We start from the raw sequence: 19,137 nt of genomic DNA on the forward strand, positions 1-19,137 counted from the left end.
GGCGCAGCCCGTGCGGCGTGGGGGTCTGGCGCGCAGGGGCGGTCCGTGCGGGTGGTGCCGGGGTCAAGCGCGCAGGCGCAAGCCGCGCGGAGTCGCGATGAAGCCCGCTCCTTCCAGGAGGGCGCCGATGGGGGAGGTCAGGGCCTGGGCGCCGTTGACGCGCTCCACGGTGACCGTGCCGAGGGAGCCCGCGCGGGCGGCCGCCGCGAGGGACTCGGCGGCGGCGCTCAGGCGGGGGTCCTCGGCGGGGTCGCCGTCCGGGTCGGTGGCCCAGGCCAGCAGGGTCTTGCCGCCGCGCTCCATGTAGAGCGTCAGCTCACCGTCGACGAGCACCACCAGGGAGCCCGCCTTGCGGCCCGGCTTGTGTCCGGCGCCGGTCGGGGGCTCGGGCCAGGACAGGGCGGCGCCGTACGCGTTCGCCGGGTCGGCGGCGGCGAGGACGACGGCCCGGGAAGCGGGATCCGGGCGGTTGCGGCGGCCCGGGAACCCGGAGTCGTACGGTGCGCGTCCGCCGTTCTGCCAGAGCGGGGTGCCCTGTGGAGGGTAGTCGCGGGGCGAGACGTACTCGCCAGCGGCGGGCCGGGGAGCCGGGGCTTCGAAGGCGGCGCCGAAGTCGGTGAAGTCGTCGTGCCCGGGGTCGTCGGTGTGATCGGTGGACGCAGCCGAGTCGTCCGGCCCCGCGAAGTCGTGGGCCGGGAACGGGTCCAGGCCGGGGCCCGGCGGGGGGCCGGGCAGATCCTGGCCGCGGTCCCGGGCGGTGGACACCGCGCGCAGGCGGTCCACGGCGCCGTCCATCGCGAACTGTGCGGCGCCGAGCCCCTCCACGACGTAGCCGCGGCGGGCCTGGCCGCTCTCCTCGAAAGCGGACAGCACGCGGTAGATCGCCGAGAACCCGCCCTCGACGCCCTCCGCCGAGACCGCGCCCCTGGTCACCACACCGTGCCGGTCGAGGAGGGTACGGGCGAGGGCGTGGGCCCGCACCGTGGGGTCCGGCTCGTGTGCCGGGAGCAGGGACCAGCGGCCGGCGACGGTCGGCGGACCGGTGCGGGACGCGGTGCGGGCGGCGGCCGTCAGGGAGCCGTAGCGGCCGCGCGGGACCGCGCGCTTGGCACGGTGAGCCGTGGAACCGGCGGTGCGGCCCGAGCCGAGCAGGGAGCGCATAGGGGTGAGCGTGTCGTTCGTCAGACGCCCGGACCAGGCGAGGTCCCAGAGCGCGTCGGCCAGCTGGGGGTCGGTCGCGTCGGGGTGGGTGGTGGCGCGGACCTGGTCGGCGATCTGGCGGAAGAACAGGCCGTACCCGCCGGACAGGGTGTCCAGGACGGACTGGTGGAGGGCCGTCAGCTCCAGGGGGTGCGGGGGCGGCAGGAGCAGGGGGGCCGCGTCCGCCAGGTAGAGGGAGACCCAGCCGTCCTTGCCGGGGAGGGAGCCCGCCCCGGCCCACACCACCTCTCCGGCGGCGGTCAGCTCGTCCAGCATCGCCGGGGTGTAGTTCACCACCCGGGAGGGCAGGACCAGCTTCTCCAGCGCGGAGGCCGGTACGGACGCGCCCTGCACCTGTTCGATGGCCCGGACCAGCCCGTCGATGCCGCGCAGGGAGTGCCCCTTGCCGATGTGCTGCCACTGGGGGAGGAACTGGGCGAGCGCCGGCGCGGGCACCGGCTCCAGCTCGTGCCGCAGCGCGGCCAGGGAGCGGCGGCGCAGCCGGCGCAGCACGGCCGCGTCACACCACTCCTGGCCGATCCCGGCCGGATGGAACTCGCCCTGGACGACCCGGCCCGCCGCGGCGAGCCGCTGGAGGGCGCCCTCGGTGACGGCCGTGCCCAGACCGAAGCGGGCCGCCGCCGTGGCCGAGGTGAACGGGCCGTGGGTGCGGGCGTACCGCGCGAGGAGGTCGCCGAGCGGGTCCTTGACCGGCTCCGTGAAGGCCTCCGGGACGCCGACGGGCAGGGCGGTGCCCAGCGCGTCGCGCAGACGGCCCGCGTCCTCGATCGCCGCCCAGTGGTCGGCGCCGCCGATCCGCACCCGGATGGCGCGGCGGGCACCGGCCAGTTCCTGTGCCCACTGCGGTTCGGCGCCCCGCTCGGCGAGTTCCGCGTCCGTGAGCGGGCCGAGGAGGCGCAGGATGTCCGCGACGCCCTCGGCGTCCTTGACGCGGCGGTCCTCGGTGAGCCACTGAAGCTCCCGCTCCAGCTCCGTCAGCACCTCCGCGTCGAGCAGCTCGCGCAGCTCCGCCTGCCCCAGGAGCTCGGCCAGCAGCCGTGAGTCCAGCGACAGGGCCGCGGCGCGGCGCTCGGCGAGCGGGGAGTCGCCCTCGTACAGGAACTGGGCGACGTACCCGAAGAGCAGGGAGCGCGCGAACGGGGACGGTTCGGCTGTCGTGACCTCGACGAGGCGCACTTTGCGGGACTCCAGGTCGCCCATCAGCTCGACGAGCCCGGGCACGTCGAAGACGTCCTGGAGGCACTCGCGGACCGCCTCCAGCACGATCGGGAACGAGCCGAACTCGCTCGCCACCTGAAGCAGCTGTGAAGCCCGCTGCCGCTGCTGCCACAGCGGGGTGCGCTTGCCCGGGTTGCGACGCGGCAGCAGCAGCGCACGGGCGGCGCACTCGCGGAAACGGGAGGCGAACAGGGCTGAGCTGCCCACCTGGTCCGTGACGACCTGGTCGACCTCGCCCTTGTCGAAGACGACGTCGGCGGCGCCCACCGGGGCTTGCTCGGCGTCGTACTCCCGGCCCATCTTGACCGGCTCCTGGTCCAGCAGGTCCAGGCCCATCAGGTCGGCGTCCGGCAGGCGCAGCACGATGCCGTCGTCCGCGTGCATGACCTGCGCGTCCATGCCGTACCGCTCGGAGAGCTTGGCGCCGAGCGCGAGCGCCCAGGGGGCGTGCACCTGGGCGCCGAAGGGGGAGTGCACCACCACGCGCCAGTCGCCGAGCTCGTCGCGGAAGCGCTCCACGACGATCGTCCGGTCGTCCGGGACGTGGCCGCAGGCCTCGCGCTGTTCGGCCAGGTAGGAGAGCACGTTGTCCGCCGCCCAGGCGTCCAGACCGGCGGCGACGAGGCGGAACCGGGCGTCTTCCTCGGACAGGGAGCCGACCTCGCGCAGGAAGGCGCCCACCGCCCGGCCCAGCTCCAGCGGCCGGCCGAGCTGGTCGCCCTTCCAGAAGGGCAGCCGGCCCGGTACGCCCGGGGCCGGGGAGACCAGGACGCGGTCGCGGGTGATGTCCTCGATGCGCCAGGAGCTCGTGCCCAGGGTGAAGACGTCACCGACGCGGGACTCGTAGACCATCTCCTCGTCGAGCTCGCCGACGCGGCCGCCGCCCTTCTTCGGGTCGGCTCCGGCGAGGAAGACCCCGAACAGTCCCCGGTCGGGGATCGTGCCTCCGGAGGTGACGGCGAGACGCTGTGCGCCGGGGCGGCCGGTGATCTCGCCGGTGACCCGGTCCCACACCACACGCGGGCGCAGCTCCGCGAACGCGTCGGACGGATAGCGGCCGGCCAGCATGTCCAGGACCGCTGTGAAGGCGGACTCGGGCAGTGAGGCGAAGGGAGCGGCCCGGCGCACCGCGGCGAGGAGGTCGTCGAACTGCCAGCTGTCCATGGCCGTCATGGCGACGACCTGCTGGGCCAGCACGTCCAGGGGGTTGGCGGGAACCCGGAGGGACTCGATGGCGCCGGTACGCATGCGTTCGGTGACTACGGCCGCCTGGACCAGGTCGCCGCGGTACTTCGGGAAGACCACGCCCGTGGAGACCGCGCCCACCTGGTGGCCCGCGCGGCCCACGCGCTGGAGGCCGGAGGCCACCGAGGGCGGCGACTCCACCTGCACCACGAGGTCCACCGCACCCATGTCGATGCCCAGTTCCAGACTGGACGTGGCCACGACCGCGGGGAGGCGGCCGGCCTTGAGGTCCTCCTCGACCAGCGCGCGCTGCTCCTTCGACACCGAGCCGTGGTGGGCGCGGGCGATGACCTGTGGCGCGCCCTGGGCGGCTCCCGAGCCGCCCATCAGCTCGGCGGGGGAGTGATGCTCGTCGAGGGACTCGCCCGTGGCCCGTTCGTAAGCGATCTCGTTCAGGCGGTTGCACAGGCGCTCGGCGAGGCGGCGGGAGTTCGCGAAGACGATCGTGGAGCGGTGGGCCTGGACGAGGTCGGTGATCCGCTCCTCGACGTGCGGCCAGATCGACGGGCGCTCGGCGCCCTCCGAGCCGTCCGCCACCGGGGAGCCGCCCAGCTCGCCCAGGTCCTCGACCGGGACGACGACGGAGAGGTCGAACTCCTTGCCCGACTCCGGCTGGACGATCTCCACCTTGCGGCGGGGCGAGAGGAAACGGGCCACCTCGTCGACCGGGCGGACCGTCGCGGACAGGCCGATGCGGCGGGCGGGCTTCGGGAGCAGGTCGTCCAGCCGCTCCAGGGAGAGCGCCAGGTGTGCGCCGCGCTTGGTGCCGGCCACCGCGTGCACCTCGTCCAGGATCACGGTGTCGACCCCGGTCAGCGCGTCGCGGGTGGCCGAGGTGAGCATCAGGAAGAGTGACTCGGGCGTCGTGATCAGGATGTCCGGCGGGCGGGTGGACAGGGCGCGGCGCTCGGCGGCGGGGGTATCGCCCGACCGGATGCCCACCTTGACCTCGGGCTCGGGCAGCCCGAGGCGTACGGACTCCTGGCGGATGCCGGTCAGGGGGCTGCGGAGGTTGCGCTCGACGTCCACGGCCAGGGCCTTCAGCGGTGAGACGTACAGGACGCGGCAGCGCTTCTTGGGGTCGGCGGGGGGCGGTGTCGAGGCCAGCTGGTCCAGGGCCGCCAGGAAGGCGGCCAGGGTCTTGCCGGAGCCGGTGGGAGCGACGACCAGCACGTCCGAGCCCTCGTGGATGGCCTGCCATGCGCCGGCCTGGGCGGAGGTGGGCGCGGAGAAGGCCCCCGTGAACCAGGCGCGGGTCGCGGGGGAGAAGGTGTCCAGGGCTCGGTGTGCGTGGCTGGCCATGGGTCCATCGTGCACCTAGGCACTGACAACGGGCCGCCGCCCGTGGCGCAGCGGCACAATGGCCGTATGAACGAGCGGGCGCGGCACTGGCAGTACGACGAGCTGCCCGGTGTTGATCTGCTGCGGGCCCGCTATGTGCGCAAGACGTTCGTGCGGCACACGCACGAGAACTTCGTGATCGCCGCCATCGCCGACGGGGTGGAGGTGTTCCACCACGGCGGGGGTGACCAGTACGCGGGCGCCGGGGCTCTGGCACTGGTGAATCCGGACACTCCGCACACCGGGCGGGCGGGGGTGCCCGAGGGGTGGCGGTACGGAGCCGTGTATCCGTCGGTGGACGTGGTGGCGGAGATCGCGGCCGAGACCACGGCCCTGCGGGGGACACCGGGCTTCGTCGACCCGGTGATGGATGATCCGTACGCCGTCGGACTGGTGCACCAGGTGCTGCGGGCGGCCGACGAGGGCAACGCCCTGGCCGCCGACACGTTGCTGCGGGTCGCCGTGACCAGGCTGCTGCGGTTGAACGGCGGGCCGATGCCACGGCGGGAGGTGCCGACGGCGGGGACCAGGATCGCGGCACGCGCGCGTGGGGTGCTGGAGGAGCGGATGGCCCGGCCGCCGAGTCTGGAGCGGTTGGCCGCCGAGCTGGGAACCGGTCCCTTCGCGCTGCTGCGGGCCTTCCGGGACGCCTACGGGATGCCGCCCCACGCGTGGCTCACCGATGCGCGGGTACGGCGGGCGCGGCGGCTGCTGGACCTGGGGACGGCGCCCTCAGAGGTCGCCGTGGCCGTCGGGTTCACCGACCAGCCGCATCTCAACCGGCACTTCAGCAGGATCGTCGGCGTGCCTCCGGGGGCGTATCAGCGGGAGCGCAAGAACGTACAAGACCGGGGGTAGCGGCTGCTCGTAGCGTGCGGGGCGTGGCAGAACGAACAGCTCTCAGAGATACCGGGACCGATGGGAAGCCGGACCGCGCCGTCGTGCGGGACGCCCTGGGCGTCGGGGTGGCGGTCGGACTCTCCGGGTTCGCCTTCGGGGTGACGTCGGCGGGCAGCGGACTCACGCTGTTGCAGACGTGCGCGCTCAGTCTGCTGGTGTTCACCGGGGCGTCCCAGTTCGCCCTGGTGGGGGCTCTCGCGGCGGGAGGAAGTCCGTTCACGGCCGCTGCCGGGGCCTTCTTCCTGGGCGTGCGGAACGCCTTCTACGGCTTGCGGCTGTCGCAGCTGCTGGCCCTCCCGCGCGCGGTGCGCCCGTTCGCCGCGCAGTGGGTGATCGACGAGACGGCCGCCGTCGCGCTCGCCCAGCCCACGCGGCGCAGTGCCCGGATCGGATTCTTCGTGACCGGGCTGACGCTGTACCTGCTGTGGAACCTCACCACACTGCTCGGTGCCCTCGGCGCCGAGGCCATCGGGGACACCGACGCCTGGGGGCTGGACGCCGCCGGTCCAGCGGTGTTCCTGGCCCTGCTCGCGCCGATGCTGAGGACCGGCACCGAGCGGGCCGTGGCCGGACTCGCCGTGCTGCTGGGGCTCGGGCTGCTGCCCGTGCTGCCCGCCGGGGTGCCGGTGCTGCTGGCCGCGCTGGCGGCGCCGGTCGTGCTGTGGGCGGACGGCCGGCGCAGCCGAGAGAGGACTGAGCGGTGAACGTGTGGATCGCGATCGGGGTGACCGTCCTCGGGTGCTACGCCGTCAAGCTGGCCGGGCTGCTGGTGCCCGCGGGGGCCCTGGAACGGCCCGTCGTCAAGCGGCTTGCCGCGCTGCTGCCCGTAGCGCTGCTCGCGGCCCTCACGGCCCAGCAGACGTTCGCCGACGGGCAGACGCTGGTGCTGGACGCGCGGGCCGCGGGGCTCGCCGCCGCGGCCGTGACGCTGATGCTGCGCGCCCCGTTCCTGCTCGTCGTCGGGGCTGCCGTGGTGGTGACCGCCGGGGCGCGGGCCATGGGCGCGGGGTGATCAGACGACGGGGCGGCCGTGGGACCGGAGCGTGCGCAGGGCCTCGATCGTCGCCACGGGGCGGGCCTCCATGGTGGCCGCCGGGGGCCAGTGGCGCCCGCGCACAGGCCAGCCGCCGTCCTCCTGCTGCTGGGCCGCGAGGTGGTCGAGGGAGCGGGCCATCTCGTCGTCCGTGAACCACGCGCGCGCGAGGGAGCGCGGTGTTCTCGCGTAGTCGTGCGGGAAGTGGTGCTCGCCCGGGGCGTGGCCGGGGCCGACCGGGTAGCCGTCCAGGGCGTCGGGGTCCAGGGCCGCGAGGCGGTGGGCGCGCACCAGGCGGCCCAGACGGTCGGCGGCCGCCTGGGCGCGCGGGCGGTCGGGGACCGAGTCCAGGAAGGCCACGGCGGCCTCGATCTCGTCCGGGTGGGGCTCCTCCAGTGACTCGACCGCCTGCCAGCAGAAGTCCGTGGCCCGGAACAGCCAGGCGTGCCACACCTCGTTGCGGTGCAGCAGCCCCACGACCGGCCCTGTGGCCAGGAGGGCGCTGGGCGGGTCGTCCTCGACCTTGACGAAGGGCGCCGCGGGGTCGTCGCGCCGGCTCGGACGGACCGCCGGGAGGGCGCCGTCCGCAGTGGACACCGACGTCAGGTAACGGCACATACGCTCCACGCGCTGGCCGGCGCAACGTCCCACCGCGTCCAGGACCCGCAGAGCGTGGGCGGTGTGCGGCGGCCGGCTGACCGGGTCGCGCAGATCGGGCTCCAGAGCGTGGCCGTACCCGCCGTCCTCGTTGCGGTAGGCATCCAGAGCGGTCTCCACCGGGTCGGCGGTGGCGCCCCGGAAGTGGTGGGCGAAGAGGCGCCGCTCGAGCACGCGCGCGGTGAGCCAGACGAAGCGCTCCGCGCGCGCGACGGCGCTGTGCGGCGGGGGCGTCGGGGGGAGTGCGGAAGCTCCTGTGTCGGCCATGGGTCAGACCGTAGGGCGGAAAGCGGTGCCGACAGGCGGTCCCGGCCCAGGCCCAACCCGGGGGCGGGATACTGGAGGCATGCGGTTGACGGTCTTCTGGCAGCGGATGGCGGAGCACTTCGGTCCTGGCTACGCCGACACCTTCGCGCGTGACCACGTGATGTCGGAGCTGGGTGGGCGCACGGTGCACGAGGCGCTCGACGCCGGCTGGGACGCCAAGCGGGTCTGGCAGGTGGTGTGTGCGGTGATGGACGTGCCGAGGGAGAAGCGTTGACCTCTGGTGGAGGCCGCTGACCGGCTCTCACGAAGATCGCACGCGGGCAGACGGCTGTCGGTGACGTGGGCGAGACTTGGTTCGTGGCACCAACTGACGAGACCGGGCAGGCATCGACCGACGAGCCCGGGCGGGCGGCGACCGACGAGCCCGGCCAGGCAGCCGGGTACTCCTCCACGTCCGGTACGACACCGCCCACCGGGCCCCCGGCCGGCGGGACCGCCGCAGGGCCGAACGGCCGTATGCCGCGGTGGCTGCCCCGCGCCATGGTGCTCGCACTCGCCCTCGTCGCCGCGTTCCAGCTGGGCAGTTGGGCCTTCCACCAGCTCACCAGCCTGCTGATCAACATCCTCATCGCGTTCTTCCTGGCGCTGGCCATCGAACCGGCGGTGAGCTGGATGGCCTCGCGCGGCATCCGCAGGGGGCTGGCCACGTTCGTCGTCTTCATCGGCGTGATCATCGTGGGCGCGGGCTTCGTCACGCTGCTCGGTTCCATCCTCGCGGACCAGATCATCAAGCTGATCGAGGGCTTCCCGGAGTACCTCGACTCCGTCATCCACTGGATCAACACACACTTCAACACCGACTTGAAGCGCGTGGACATCCAGGAGGGCCTGCTCCGCTCCGACTGGCTGCGCAACTACGTGCAGAACAGCGCCACGGGTGTCCTGGACGTGTCCGCCCAGGTCATCGGGGGCCTCTTCCAGTTGCTGACGATCGCGCTGTTCTCGTTCTACTTCGCCGCGGACGGCCCTCGGCTGCGCCGCGCGATCTGCTCCGTCCTGCCGCCCGCCCGGCAGGCCGAGGTGCTGCGCGCGTGGGAGATCGCCGTCAACAAGACCGGCGGGTACATCTACTCCCGCGGTCTGATGGCCCTGATCTCCGGCGTGGCCCACTTCGTCCTGCTCCAGGCACTGGACGTGCCCTACGCGCCGGTGCTCGCCGTGTGGGTGGGGCTGGTGTCGCAGTTCATCCCCACCATCGGCACCTATCTCGCGGGTGCGCTGCCCATGCTGATCGCGTTCACGGTGGACCCCTGGTACGCGCTGTGGGTGCTGATGTTCGTCGTGGTCTACCAGCAGTTCGAGAACTACGTGCTCCAGCCCAAGCTGACCTCCAAGACCGTCGACATCCACCCCGCGGTCGCCTTCGGCTCGGTCATCGCCGGCACCGCGCTCCTCGGCGCCGTCGGCGCACTGATCGCCATCCCCGCGGTCGCCACGCTCCAGGCCTTCCTGGGGGCGTACGTGAAGCGCTACGACGTAACGGACGACCCCCGGGTGCACGGTCATCGCCGACGGGGAGAGGGGCCGGGCCCGATCACGCGGGCGCGGCAGTTGTGGGCACGGCGGCCGGGAGCGGGGAAGCCGGAGGACGGTGGCCCCGGGCAGGGCAAGGCCTGATCCCGTCGTCGGGCCTCCGGTCCCCACGCCGTGGTGCGCTTGACACGAAAATCGAACATCCATTCTTATGGGGGCACCGGCGAGGCTCAACGGCGGGCACTTCGACGTAGTTTGGGTAGAGAAGTGCCCGAGTTATCCACAGGCCGGACGTGCGTCGGGGCGCATTGTCAGTGGCAGGCGTTAGCGTCTTTGACGTGAAGCGATCGACTCAAGCAAATCGGGTGGAACCCATGGCAGGAACCGACCGCGAGAAGGCCCTGGATGCCGCGCTCGCACAGATTGAACGGCAATTCGGCAAGGGCGCGGTCATGCGCATGGGTGACCGGACCAAGGAGCCCATCGAGGTCATCTCGACCGGGTCCACCGCCCTCGACGTGGCGCTCGGCGTGGGCGGCCTGCCGCGCGGCCGGGTCGTGGAGATCTACGGACCGGAGTCCTCCGGTAAGACCACCCTCACCCTGCACGCGGTGGCGAACGCGCAGAAGGCCGGTGGCCAGGTCGCCTTCGTCGACGCGGAGCACGCGCTGGACCCCGAGTACGCGAAGAAGCTCGGCGTCGACATCGACAATCTGATCCTCTCCCAGCCGGACAACGGCGAGCAGGCCCTGGAGATCGTGGACATGCTGGTCCGCTCCGGCGCCCTCGACCTCATCGTCATCGACTCCGTCGCCGCGCTCGTCCCGCGCGCGGAGATCGAGGGCGAGATGGGTGACAGTCACGTGGGTCTGCAGGCCCGCCTGATGAGCCAGGCCCTGCGGAAGATCACCAGCGCGCTCAACCAGTCCAAGACCACCGCGATCTTCATCAACCAGCTCCGCGAGAAGATCGGCGTGATGTTCGGCTCCCCGGAGACCACGACCGGTGGCCGGGCGCTGAAGTTCTACGCCTCGGTGCGTATCGACATCCGCCGCATCGAGACCCTGAAGGACGGCACCGAGGCGGTCGGCAACCGCACCCGCTGCAAGGTCGTCAAGAACAAGGTCGCGCCGCCCTTCAAGCAGGCCGAGTTCGACATCCTCTACGGCCAGGGCATCAGCCGCGAGGGCGGCCTGATCGACATGGGCGTGGAGCACGGCTTCGTCCGCAAGGCCGGCGCCTGGTACACGTACGAGGGCGACCAGCTCGGCCAGGGCAAGGAGAACGCGCGCAACTTCCTGAAGGACAACCCCGACCTGGCCAACGAGATCGAGAAGAAGATCAAGGAGAAGCTGGGCGTCGGCGTGCGTCCCGAGGAGCCGGCGGCCGAGCCGGGCACGGACGCCGCGGTCTCCGCGGCACCGGCCGACGCCGCGGCGGCGCCCGCCCCCGCAGCGGCCAAGAGCAGCAAGTCCAAGGCCGCCGCAGCCAAGAGCTGACCCGTGACACGACGAACCGACTGGGCGGAGTACGAGTACGCCGCCTCCGGCGCCCCACGGGGGAGGGGCACCGGAGGCGACACGGGCTCGGCCGTGGACGGGGAGGACACGTCCGGGGACGACCGGCTGTACGAGGGTGACGAAGGGCTGTACGGCGAGGGCTCCCGGGGCAGCGGCTCGCAGCGTGGCTCCGGGGCGCGTCACGGGCGTGGGCGTCGCCGGCGTGGCTTCGGTGAGGTGATCGCCGAGGACGGAGGTGCCCGCTCCCCGTCGAGGGCCGAGGAGGGGGAGCCTCCCGCGGACCCGGTGGAGCAGGCGCGGGCGATCTGCCTGCGCCTGCTCACCGGGACCCCGCGGACCCGCAAGCAACTCGCCGACGCCCTGCGCAAGCGGCAGATCCCGGACGACGCCGCCGAGGAGGTGCTGTCGCGGTTCGAAGAGGTCGGCCTCATCAACGACGGTGCCTTCGCCGAGGCCTGGGTGGAGTCCCGGCACCACGGCCGCGGACTGGCCCGGCGTGCGCTCGCCCAGGAGCTGCGGACCAAGGGTGTCGACTCCACGCTGATCGACGCGGCCGTCTCCCAGCTGGACTCCGAGCAGGAGGAGGAGACCGCGCGTGAGCTCGTCGACCGCAAGCTCCGCTCCACCCGTGGGCTCGACCGCGACAAGCGGCTCCGCCGCCTCGCGGGCATGCTCGCCCGCAAGGGCTACCCGGAGGGCATGGCCCTGCGCGTGGTGCGGCGAGCGCTGGAGGAGGAGGGGGAGGACGCGGAGTTCCTGGGCGAGGAACAGTTCTGAGCTTCGCGTGGAGGAGGCCGCTCCGCTCGTGGGAGAGACAGCTCCGGGCCCGGCGGAGTGATCAACCCACGGGAAGCCCCGCCCCTCGCCAGGCCTGGAACCCGCCGACCAGATCGGTGGCCCGGTGCAGTCCCAGCTCGCGCAGGGACTGGACCGCCAGGCTGGAGGCGTAGCCCTCGTTGCAGATCACGACGATGCGCAGGTCGTGACGCGTGGCCTCGGGAAGACGATGGCTGCCCTGCGGGTCGAGGCGCCACTCCAGCTCGTTGCGCTCGACGACGACGGCACCGGGGATGAGGCCGTCCCGTTCGCGCAGGGCGGCGTAGCGGATGTCCACCAGCAGCGCGTCACCGGCCCGGGCGGCCTCGTGCGCCTGCTGCGGCTCGATCCGCTCGTAGCCCGCCCGTACGCGCTCCAGCAACTCGTCGATGCCGACGGGAGGGCCGACAGGAGGCCGGACGTCGGAGTTCAGCTGCTGCCCCTTGTCGCTCACTGCCAGTCCTCCGGTCGCTCCACCTGCTCGAGCCGCAGGATCGGGCCGCTGCGGCTGTAGCGGCGGATCTGCGGAAGGGGAGGGTAGTAGGCGTGCACGGAGATCGCGTGCCGGTCGGAGGAATCGTTGAGCACCTCGTGGACATGGTGCCGGCCGAAGGCGCGGCCCTGGCCGGCCGTCAGCCGGCGTTCCCTGTCGACGTCGTCGGAGAGCTCGAGGGTCTTCCAGCCGTCGGCGGGCAGCCGCGCGGCGAGCGAGTTCTCCTTGAGCTCGCCCGAGGCGGTCAGAAAGGCGCCGACCGATTCGGCGTGGTCGTGCCAGCCGGTGCCCGTGCCGGGCGGCCAGCCGATCAGCCAGGCCTCGCTGCCGCCGGGCCCGTCCAGCCGCACCCAGGTGCGGCCCTCGGGGTCGAGCGGCAGGGAGGCGATCAGCTCGGTGTCGGCCGCCATACGGCGCACGAAGTCGAAGAGGTCGGCCTGGGTGGGCGCCGCACCGGCGCCGGAGACGGAGGAGGGGACAGACGGGGATGCGGAAGGGGATGCAGACACGGGTGCCGTCCTGGAGGTCCTGTCGAGGGTTTCGCGAGGCAGGCGCGTCGGAGCCGCGGCAGACAGAGCGCGGCGCGCGCGGGGGAAGGGAAGACGCGAAGTCAGCAGGACGGGCGACACACGCAGCCCGCATAGCGGAGGAGGTCCATATGGACCCTCCGCCACAGGCGCACACAGGTGTCGGTCACGCACCGGAGTACACCATGACCGTCCGGGCCGGTCAACTCACTGTCACCATGCGGACGCACGGTGACAGGGGTCACGTCCCTCCGGCACCCAGGCGTCAGCGCGAGCCGGCCGACGCACCTGCCTCGGCCTGCGCCTTCGCCGGTCCGCCCACCGTGGCCTGCGCCGCCGTGTACAGATCGGCCGGGCGCACCCCGCTCAGGGCGGTGACGAGGTGCCCGTCGGGGCGCACCAGGAGCACCGTGTGCGCGGCCGCACCCGGATAGCTCTCTGCGACCAGCAGCTCGGCGTGGTGCGGCAGCGCCGAGACCGCGGCCGCGAGCCGGGGCATGATGCCCGCGCCGGCCCAGTGCTTGCGCTCCCACACACTCGTGCCCGGCGCGATCAGCACCACGAGCAGCGAACCCCGGCCGAGCCGGTCCCTCAACCGCACGAACGTGCCGTCCTCCGCGGTGACCCGTACGTCGGTCACCGGGGCTCCGGGCGGCGTGTCGACGGGGACCTCCCCTTCGAGCTTCCCGGGAGCGAGCGGCGAGTCGGCGTACGCTCCCGGCGCGCCGAGCTGGCCGTGCCCCAGGTGACCCTCCGTGAGCAGCGTGTCGTGCCCACGGGTCGAGCCGGGCACGTAGGAGCGCAGGCCCCCGCCGCCGCGCAGCAGCGGCAGCGCCTGGTCGGCGGCGCGCAGCCGGGCGGCGACGACCGCCCGCCGTTCGGTCTGATAGCTGTCGAGGAGCGCTTCGTGCGGCCCGTGATGCCAGGCCAGGGCCAGCTTCCAGGCGAGGTTGTCGGCGTCCCGGAGGCCCTCGTCCAGGCCGTGCGTGCCCATGGCGCCGAGCAGGTGGGCGGCGTCCCCGGCGAGGAAGACGCGGTCGGCGCGCCAGCGGCGTGCCAGACGGTGATGGACGGTGTGGACGCCGGTGTCCAGGAGCTCGTACGGCGGGGTGGCTCCGCCCGCCCAGCCCGCCAGGGTCTCCCGGATGCGGGTCAGCAGCAGCTCGGGGGTGACCAGGTCCTTGCCGGGCGGCAGGAGCCAGTCCAGGCGCCAGACGCCGTCCGGCAGCGGTCGCGCGGTGACCTCGCCGGCCGAGGGGCCCGACATGCGCCACGGCGGCATGCGGTGCAGCAACGCCTCGTCGGACCAGGGCAGTTCCGTACGGAGGGCGGCGACGGCATGACGTTCCACCGCCGTACGGCCCGGGAAACGGATGTCCTGGATCTTGCGCACGGTCGAGCGGGGGCCGTCGCACCCGACCAGATAACTGCCGCGCCAGTACGTGCCCTTGGGTCCACGGGTATGGGCCGTCACACCCGAGGACTCCTGTTCGATGCCGTCCAAGCGGCTCTCCACGGCGACCTTGACGAACCGCTCACCCGACAGGGCCGCGCGCAGCACGCCGGTCAGGACGTGCTGGGCGATGTGCAGCGGGGGCGGCTCGGAGCCGTCGAAGACGATCTCGCGCATCACCTGCCGGCGCCGCATCGACCGCCATCCGACCCAGCGGGCACCGGCCCGGGCCAGGGACACCCCGGCCAGCCGTTCCACGAGGGCGGCGGTGTCCTCGCGCAGGACGACGGTGCGCGCCGCACGGGGTTCGTCCTTGCCCGGCCCCTCGTCGAGGACGACACAGGGCACCTGCTGACGCGCCAGCGCCAAGGCGAGCGTGAGCCCGACGGGGCCGGCTCCGACGATGATCACCGGGTCCACGGCGCGGCGCCCCCTGCCCGTGGTGCTGTCCTGAGAGACGTAGGTGAACACGAAGTCGGAGCAGGGTGCACGATCACAGAACGTATGCAACCCATTGCCGGTGCTTGCGTCAAGTGACCAGGGGCAGTGGCGATCATGCCACTGCCCCTTAGTGTGTCACGTGAGGTGACCGGGTGTCAGACGGTGCCTCCGCCGCCGGTCCCCGCCGTGCCGGCGATCTGCGCGTCGTTCGCGCCCACGACAGCGCCCGTCGACTTCTTGGCCCGCCGCAGCCGGCGCTCCAGCCAGCTCGCGAACGAGGTGAGGGCGAAGTTGAGCGCGATGAAGATGACGGCCACGACCGTGAAGCTGGCGATGACGTTGGCGCCGTAGTAGCCGCTCATCGTGTTCGCCGAGGAGAGCAGCTCGGAGTAGGTGAGGACGGCGCCGCCGAGCGCGGTGTCCTTCACGATCACGACGAGCTGGCTCACGATGGCCGGGAGCATCGCGGTGACCGCCTGCGGCAGCAGGATCAGGCGCATCAGCTGGCCCTTGCGCAGACCGATCGCCATCGCCGCCTCGGACTGGCCCTTGGGCAGGGACAGGATGCCCGCCCGGACGATCTCGGCGAGGACCGAGGCGTTGTACAGCACCAGACCGGTGACGACCGCGTAGAGCGGACGGTCGTCGGAGGAGACGTTGGTGTACTGGGCGAACAGGGCGAGGCCGAAGATCATCAGGACCAGCACGGGGATGGACCGGAAGAACTCGACCACGATCGAGGCCGGCGCCCGGACCCAGGCGTGGTCCGACAGACGGGCGATGCCGAGGACCGCGCCGAGCGGCAGCGCGATGATCACTGCCAGGGCGGCGGCCTTCAAGGTGTTCTGCAGGCCCGGCCAGATGTACGTGGACCAGGCCTCGGTGCCGGAGAAGAACGGTTCCCACAGGGCCCATTCCAGCTGGCCCTTGTCCTTGAGGGCCTTGTACACCCACCACAGCAGGGCGGCGACGGCGACCAGGAAGATCACCGTGAGGACGACGTTGCGCCGCTTGGCGCGAGGCCCCTGGGCGTCGTACAGAACGGAGCTCATCGCTTCACCGCCACCTTCTTGCCCACCCAGCCGAGGAAGAGGCCGGTCGGCAGCGTCAGAACCACGAAACCGAAGGCGATGATCGCGGAGATCAACAGCAGCTGGGCTTCGTTCTCGATCATCTCCTTCATCAGCACCGCCGCTTCGGCGACACCGATGGCAGCGGCCACCGTGGTGTTCTTGATGAGGGCGATCAGCACGTTCGCCAGCGGGACCACGGAGGAGCGGAATGCCTGCGGCAGCACGACCAGGCTCAGCACCTGGCGGAAGTTGAGACCGATCGCGCGAGCCGCCTCCGCCTGCCCGACGGGCACGGTGTTGATGCCGGAGCGCAGCGCCTCGCAGACGAAGGACGACGTGTAGAAGATCAGGCCCAGGACCGCGAGCCGGAAGTTGATCGTCTCGACGTCGTCCGCGCCGAGGGAGACACCCAGCGTCTGGTTCAGGCCCAGCGACGTGAACAGGATGATCACGGTCAGCGGGATGTTCCGCACGATGTTCACGTACGCGGTCCCGAAGCCGCGCATCAGCGGCACCGGGCCGACGCGCATGGCGGCCAGCAGGGTGCCCCAGATCAGGGAGCCGACGGCGGAGAGCGCAGCGAGCTGCACTGTCGTCCAGAAGGCTCCCAGCAGGTCGTAATCCTCAAGAAAGTCGAACACGATCTCCCGCGCTTCCGCGTATAGGGATGCCCCGGTGCGCCGCCTCGGACAGCGGCGCACCTGTCAGGCGTTGGGCCTCAGCTCTTGATGTCGCCGATCTTCGGCGCGGGCTCGTTCTTGTAGTTCGCCGGACCGAGGTTCTTGTCCACGGCCTTCTGCCAGGCGCCGTCGGCGACCATGTCCTCAAGGGCCTTGTTGATCTTGTCCTTGAGGTCGCTGCCCTTCTTGACGCCGATGCCGTAGTTCTCGTTCGTCAGCTTGAAGCCGCCGAGCTTGAACTTGCCCTTGAACTGCGCCTGGGCGGCGTAACCGGCGAGGATCGAGTCGTCGGTGGTCAGCGCGTCCACGGCACCGTTCTGGAGGCCGGGGAGACAGGCGGAGTACGTCGGGTAGGGCTGCAGCTGCGCCTTGGGCGCCAGCTTGTCCTTGACGTTCTGTGCCGAGGTGGAGCCGGTCACCGAGCAGAGCTTGGCGTTGTTCAGGTCCTTCGGCGACTTGATCTTGTTGTCGTCGGCGCGGACCAGCACGTCCTGGTGGGCCAGCAGGTACGGACCGGCGAAGTCGACCAGCTTCTGGCGCTCGGGAGTGATCGAGTAGGTCGCGGCGATGAAGTCGACGTCGCCACGCTTCAGCATGGTCTCGCGGTCGCCGCTCTTCGACTCCTTCCACTCGATCTGGTCCGCGTTGTAACCGAGCTTCTTCGCGACGTACGTGGCGACGTCGACGTCGAAGCCGGCGTAGCCCTGCGGCGTCTTCTGGCCGAGGCCGGGCTGGTCGAACTTGATGCCGACCGTGATCGACTTGCCGCCACCCGAGCCGGAGTCGCCGCCCGTGCTGTTGTTGCCGCCGCACGCGGTGGCGGTCAGGGCGAGAGCGAACACGGTGGCCGAGGCGGCGGTGACCTTGCGGAGCTTCATGGTGAACATCCTTTGGCTGGTGAAGGAGATGCGGGCCCTCAGGGGGTGGGCGACGCGGGTCGCGTCCGGCGCGACCGGCACCGTCAGTGGTGCAGGATCTTCGACAGGAAGTCCTTGGCACGGTCACTGCGCGGGTTGCTGAAGAACTGGTCGGGCGCAGCCTCCTCGACGATCCGGCCGTCCGCCATGAAGACCACGCGGTTTGCAGCCGATCGTGCGAAGCCCATCTCGTGGGTGACGACGATCATGGTCATGCCGTCGCGGGCGAGCTGCTGCATGACCTCCAGCACCTCGTTGATCATCTCGGGGTCGAGCGCCGAGGTGGGCTCGTCGAAGAGCATGACCTTCGGCTCCATGGCCAGGGCCCGCGCGATGGCGACGCGCTGCTGCTGGCCGCCGGAGAGCTGCGCCGGGTACTTCTCGGCCTGCGCGCCCACGCCGACCCGGTCGAGCAGGGCCCGGGCCCGCTCCTCGGCCGCCTTCTTGTCCTTCTTGCGGACCTTGATCTGGCCGAGCATCACGTTCTCGAGCACGGTCTTGTGCGCGAAGAGGTTGAAGGACTGGAAGACCATCCCCACGTCGGCCCGCAGCCGGGCCAGCTCCTTGCCCTCGGCGGGCAGCGGCTTGCCGTCGATCGTGATCGAGCCGGAGTCGATCGTCTCCAGACGGTTGATGGTGCGGCACAGGGTGGACTTCCCGGACCCGGAGGGCCCGATGACCACGACGACTTCGCCACGGGCGATCGTCATGTCGATGTCCTGGAGCACGTGCAACGCGCCGAAGTGCTTGTTGACGCTCTTCAGGACGACCAGTTCGCCGGTCGCGGCCACATCTTCCTTGGCCACCGATACTTCGGTCATCGCTCTAAGGCTCCGTCCTCCTCGGTTTCGGAGGACAGTAGTGACGGTCCACGACCTGCGTCATTACATCTGAGGGGAATCTGAGCATCACGATCCGATAGCAATCGGACACGTGTCGTAGCACTTATGAGCAGCGCTCATATCGGCCGGGTAACGGAAGCTCTCCGCAACCGGAACCCTCTTGACGCCGTCCTCATCCATCAGCGTGACTGCACAGGATGCACGCGCGCGGGTGCACGCGTTTTTGTACAGATCCAGAGCGTACGGCCAGTGAACCGAAGGGGGCCCGGATGAGACTGCTGCTCGTCGAGGACGACAACCACGTCGCCGCCGCCCTCTCGGCGGTCCTGGCGCGGCACGGGTTCGACGTCACGCACGCGCGCAGCGGTGAAGAGGCCCTCCAGGCTCTCGTCCCCGAGAGCGACTGCTTCGGTGTCGTCCTCCTCGACCTCGGCCTTCCCGACCAGGACGGATACGAGGTCTGCGGCAAGATCCGCAAGCGCACCAGCACCCCGGTGATCATGGTCACCGCACGCTCCGACGTGCGCTCCCGCATCCACGGACTCAACCTCGGCGCCGACGACTACGTGGTGAAGCCGTACGACACCGGGGAACTGCTCGCCCGCATCCACGCCGTGAGCCGGCGCACCTCCCACGAGGACACCTCGAGCGGCATCGAGACCGAGCTGCGCCTCGGCCCCGTGCACATCGAGCTGCCCACCCGCCGGGTCAGCGTCGACGGGGCGGTGATCCAGCTGACCCGCAAGGAGTTCGACCTGCTGGCCCTGCTCGCGCAGCGGCCCGGGGTGGTCTTCCGCCGGGAGCAGATCATCAGCGAGGTGTGGCGGACCAGCTGGGAGGGGACCGGGCGCACCCTGGAGGTGCACGTCGCCTCCCTGCGCGCCAAGCTGCGCATGCCGGCCCTCATCGAGACCGTACGCGGAGTCGGCTACCGGCTCGTCGCGCCTGCCGGGTAGCGGG

17 protein-coding genes and 1 pseudogene are annotated in these 19,137 nt (G+C 71.7%); 8 read left to right on the forward strand and 10 right to left on the reverse strand.

The genetic code is table 11. The annotated features are described in order from the left end of the window. Positions 1-63: 63 nt before the first annotated feature. Complete coding sequence (locus tag ABEA82_RS22955) at positions 64-4,986, reverse strand: ATP-dependent helicase (RefSeq protein ID WP_345663498.1); 4,923 nt, start codon at positions 4,984-4,986, stop codon at positions 64-66. Between the two features lie 66 nt (positions 4,987-5,052). Between ABEA82_RS22955 and ABEA82_RS22960 the strand changes: the two are divergent. The 3 genes and pseudogenes from ABEA82_RS22960 to ABEA82_RS22970 form a co-directional block, all read left to right on the forward strand. Then, positions 5,053-5,991: pseudogene (locus ABEA82_RS22960) on the forward strand (AraC family transcriptional regulator); the annotation flags it as partial. Further along, the gene (locus ABEA82_RS22965) at positions 5,907-6,629 is read left to right on the forward strand and encodes an AzlC family ABC transporter permease (protein WP_345663500.1); all 723 of its coding nucleotides are present in this window, start codon (positions 5,907-5,909) and stop codon (positions 6,627-6,629) included. The pseudogene ABEA82_RS22960 and the gene ABEA82_RS22965, both read left to right, overlap by 85 nt. Beyond that, the gene (locus ABEA82_RS22970) at positions 6,626-6,937 is read left to right on the forward strand and encodes an AzlD domain-containing protein (protein WP_345663501.1); all 312 of its coding nucleotides are present in this window, start codon (positions 6,626-6,628) and stop codon (positions 6,935-6,937) included. The genes ABEA82_RS22965 and ABEA82_RS22970 overlap by 4 nt, the downstream gene beginning before the upstream one ends. On the opposite strand, the gene ABEA82_RS22975 is transcribed toward ABEA82_RS22970, so the two are convergent. Then, positions 6,938-7,882: a hypothetical protein gene (locus ABEA82_RS22975; protein ID WP_345663502.1), complete on the reverse strand. Its 945-nt coding sequence runs from the start codon at positions 7,880-7,882 to the stop codon at positions 6,938-6,940. Between the two features lie 79 nt (positions 7,883-7,961). On the opposite strand from ABEA82_RS22975, the gene ABEA82_RS22980 reads away from it, so the two are divergent. The 4 genes from ABEA82_RS22980 to recX all read left to right on the forward strand — a co-directional run bounded on the left by ABEA82_RS22980 (position 7,962) and on the right by recX (position 11,712). Beyond that, on the forward strand, positions 7,962-8,156 hold the full coding sequence (locus tag ABEA82_RS22980) for a DUF3046 domain-containing protein (protein ID WP_345663503.1): 195 nt from the start codon (positions 7,962-7,964) through the stop codon (positions 8,154-8,156). 242 nt (positions 8,157-8,398) lie between these two features. Further along, positions 8,399-9,559, forward strand: coding sequence for an AI-2E family transporter (locus ABEA82_RS22985; protein ID WP_345663894.1), 1,161 nt, complete (start codon positions 8,399-8,401; stop codon positions 9,557-9,559). Positions 9,560-9,789: 230 nt separating this feature from the next. Further along, positions 9,790-10,914, forward strand: coding sequence for a recombinase RecA (recA, locus tag ABEA82_RS22990; protein ID WP_345663504.1), 1,125 nt, complete (start codon positions 9,790-9,792; stop codon positions 10,912-10,914). Between the two features lie 3 nt (positions 10,915-10,917). After that, on the forward strand, positions 10,918-11,712 hold the full coding sequence (recX, locus tag ABEA82_RS22995) for a recombination regulator RecX (protein WP_345663505.1): 795 nt from the start codon (positions 10,918-10,920) through the stop codon (positions 11,710-11,712). Between the two features lie 61 nt (positions 11,713-11,773). On the opposite strand, the gene ABEA82_RS23000 is transcribed toward recX, so the two are convergent. The 8 genes from ABEA82_RS23000 to ABEA82_RS23030 all read right to left on the reverse strand — a co-directional run bounded on the left by ABEA82_RS23000 (position 11,774) and on the right by ABEA82_RS23030 (position 18,156). Continuing rightward, on the reverse strand, positions 11,774-12,205 hold the full coding sequence (locus ABEA82_RS23000) for a rhodanese-like domain-containing protein (RefSeq protein WP_345663506.1): 432 nt from the start codon (positions 12,203-12,205) through the stop codon (positions 11,774-11,776). After that, positions 12,202-12,753 (reverse strand): cupin domain-containing protein, encoded by a 552-nt coding sequence (locus ABEA82_RS23005; RefSeq protein ID WP_345663507.1) that lies wholly within the window; start codon positions 12,751-12,753, stop codon positions 12,202-12,204. The genes ABEA82_RS23000 and ABEA82_RS23005 overlap by 4 nt, the downstream gene beginning before the upstream one ends. Before the next feature lie 101 nt (positions 12,754-12,854). Continuing rightward, positions 12,855-13,016, reverse strand: coding sequence for a putative leader peptide (locus tag ABEA82_RS38710; RefSeq protein WP_423655954.1), 162 nt, complete (start codon positions 13,014-13,016; stop codon positions 12,855-12,857). Positions 13,017-13,036: 20 nt separating this feature from the next. After that, the gene (locus ABEA82_RS23010; protein WP_345663508.1) at positions 13,037-14,644 is read right to left on the reverse strand and encodes an FAD-dependent monooxygenase; all 1,608 of its coding nucleotides are present in this window, start codon (positions 14,642-14,644) and stop codon (positions 13,037-13,039) included. A gap of 176 nt (positions 14,645-14,820) precedes the next feature. Beyond that, the gene (locus ABEA82_RS23015) at positions 14,821-15,717 is read right to left on the reverse strand and encodes an amino acid ABC transporter permease (RefSeq protein WP_345663509.1); all 897 of its coding nucleotides are present in this window, start codon (positions 15,715-15,717) and stop codon (positions 14,821-14,823) included. After that, positions 15,714-16,379, reverse strand: coding sequence for an amino acid ABC transporter permease (locus ABEA82_RS23020; protein ID WP_345663510.1), 666 nt, complete (start codon positions 16,377-16,379; stop codon positions 15,714-15,716). Before ABEA82_RS23020 ends, ABEA82_RS23015 begins: the two co-directional genes overlap by 4 nt. A 77-nt stretch (positions 16,380-16,456) precedes the next feature. Next, positions 16,457-17,296, reverse strand: a complete 840-nt coding sequence (locus tag ABEA82_RS23025; protein WP_345663511.1) for a glutamate ABC transporter substrate-binding protein — start codon at positions 17,294-17,296, stop codon at positions 16,457-16,459. An 83-nt stretch (positions 17,297-17,379) separates the two neighbouring features. Continuing rightward, positions 17,380-18,156 carry an amino acid ABC transporter ATP-binding protein gene (locus tag ABEA82_RS23030; protein WP_345663512.1) on the reverse strand — a complete coding sequence of 259 codons (777 nt, stop codon included), beginning with the start codon at positions 18,154-18,156 and terminating at the stop codon, positions 17,380-17,382. Between the two features lie 290 nt (positions 18,157-18,446). Between ABEA82_RS23030 and ABEA82_RS23035 the strand changes: the two genes are divergently transcribed. Next, the gene (locus ABEA82_RS23035; RefSeq protein ID WP_003993418.1) at positions 18,447-19,133 is read left to right on the forward strand and encodes a response regulator transcription factor; all 687 of its coding nucleotides are present in this window, start codon (positions 18,447-18,449) and stop codon (positions 19,131-19,133) included. Positions 19,134-19,137 lie beyond the last annotated feature (4 nt).

It is taken from the genome of Streptomyces venetus (genome assembly GCF_039540295.1).
Lineage (GTDB): Bacteria > Actinomycetota > Actinomycetes > Streptomycetales > Streptomycetaceae > Streptomyces > Streptomyces venetus.

Bases quoted from the DNA above. Each gene is read 5' to 3' on its own strand.
- ABEA82_RS23035 (WP_003993418.1), top strand. From the start codon at position 18,447: ATGAGACTGCTGCTCGTCGAGGACGACAACCACGTCGCCGCCGCCCTC.
- recA (WP_345663504.1), top strand. From the start codon at position 9,790: ATGGCAGGAACCGACCGCGAGAAGGCCCTGGATGCCGCGCTCGCACAG.
- ABEA82_RS22955 (WP_345663498.1), bottom strand. From the start codon at position 4,986: ATGGCCAGCCACGCACACCGAGCCCTGGACACCTTCTCCCCCGCGACC.
- ABEA82_RS22985 (WP_345663894.1), top strand. From the start codon at position 8,399: ATGCCGCGGTGGCTGCCCCGCGCCATGGTGCTCGCACTCGCCCTCGTC.
- ABEA82_RS23030 (WP_345663512.1), bottom strand. From the start codon at position 18,156: ATGACCGAAGTATCGGTGGCCAAGGAAGATGTGGCCGCGACCGGCGAA.
- ABEA82_RS22980 (WP_345663503.1), top strand. From the start codon at position 7,962: ATGCGGTTGACGGTCTTCTGGCAGCGGATGGCGGAGCACTTCGGTCCT.
- ABEA82_RS23025 (WP_345663511.1), bottom strand. From the start codon at position 17,296: ATGAAGCTCCGCAAGGTCACCGCCGCCTCGGCCACCGTGTTCGCTCTC.
- ABEA82_RS22975 (WP_345663502.1), bottom strand. From the start codon at position 7,882: ATGGCCGACACAGGAGCTTCCGCACTCCCCCCGACGCCCCCGCCGCAC.
- ABEA82_RS23015 (WP_345663509.1), bottom strand. From the start codon at position 15,717: ATGAGCTCCGTTCTGTACGACGCCCAGGGGCCTCGCGCCAAGCGGCGC.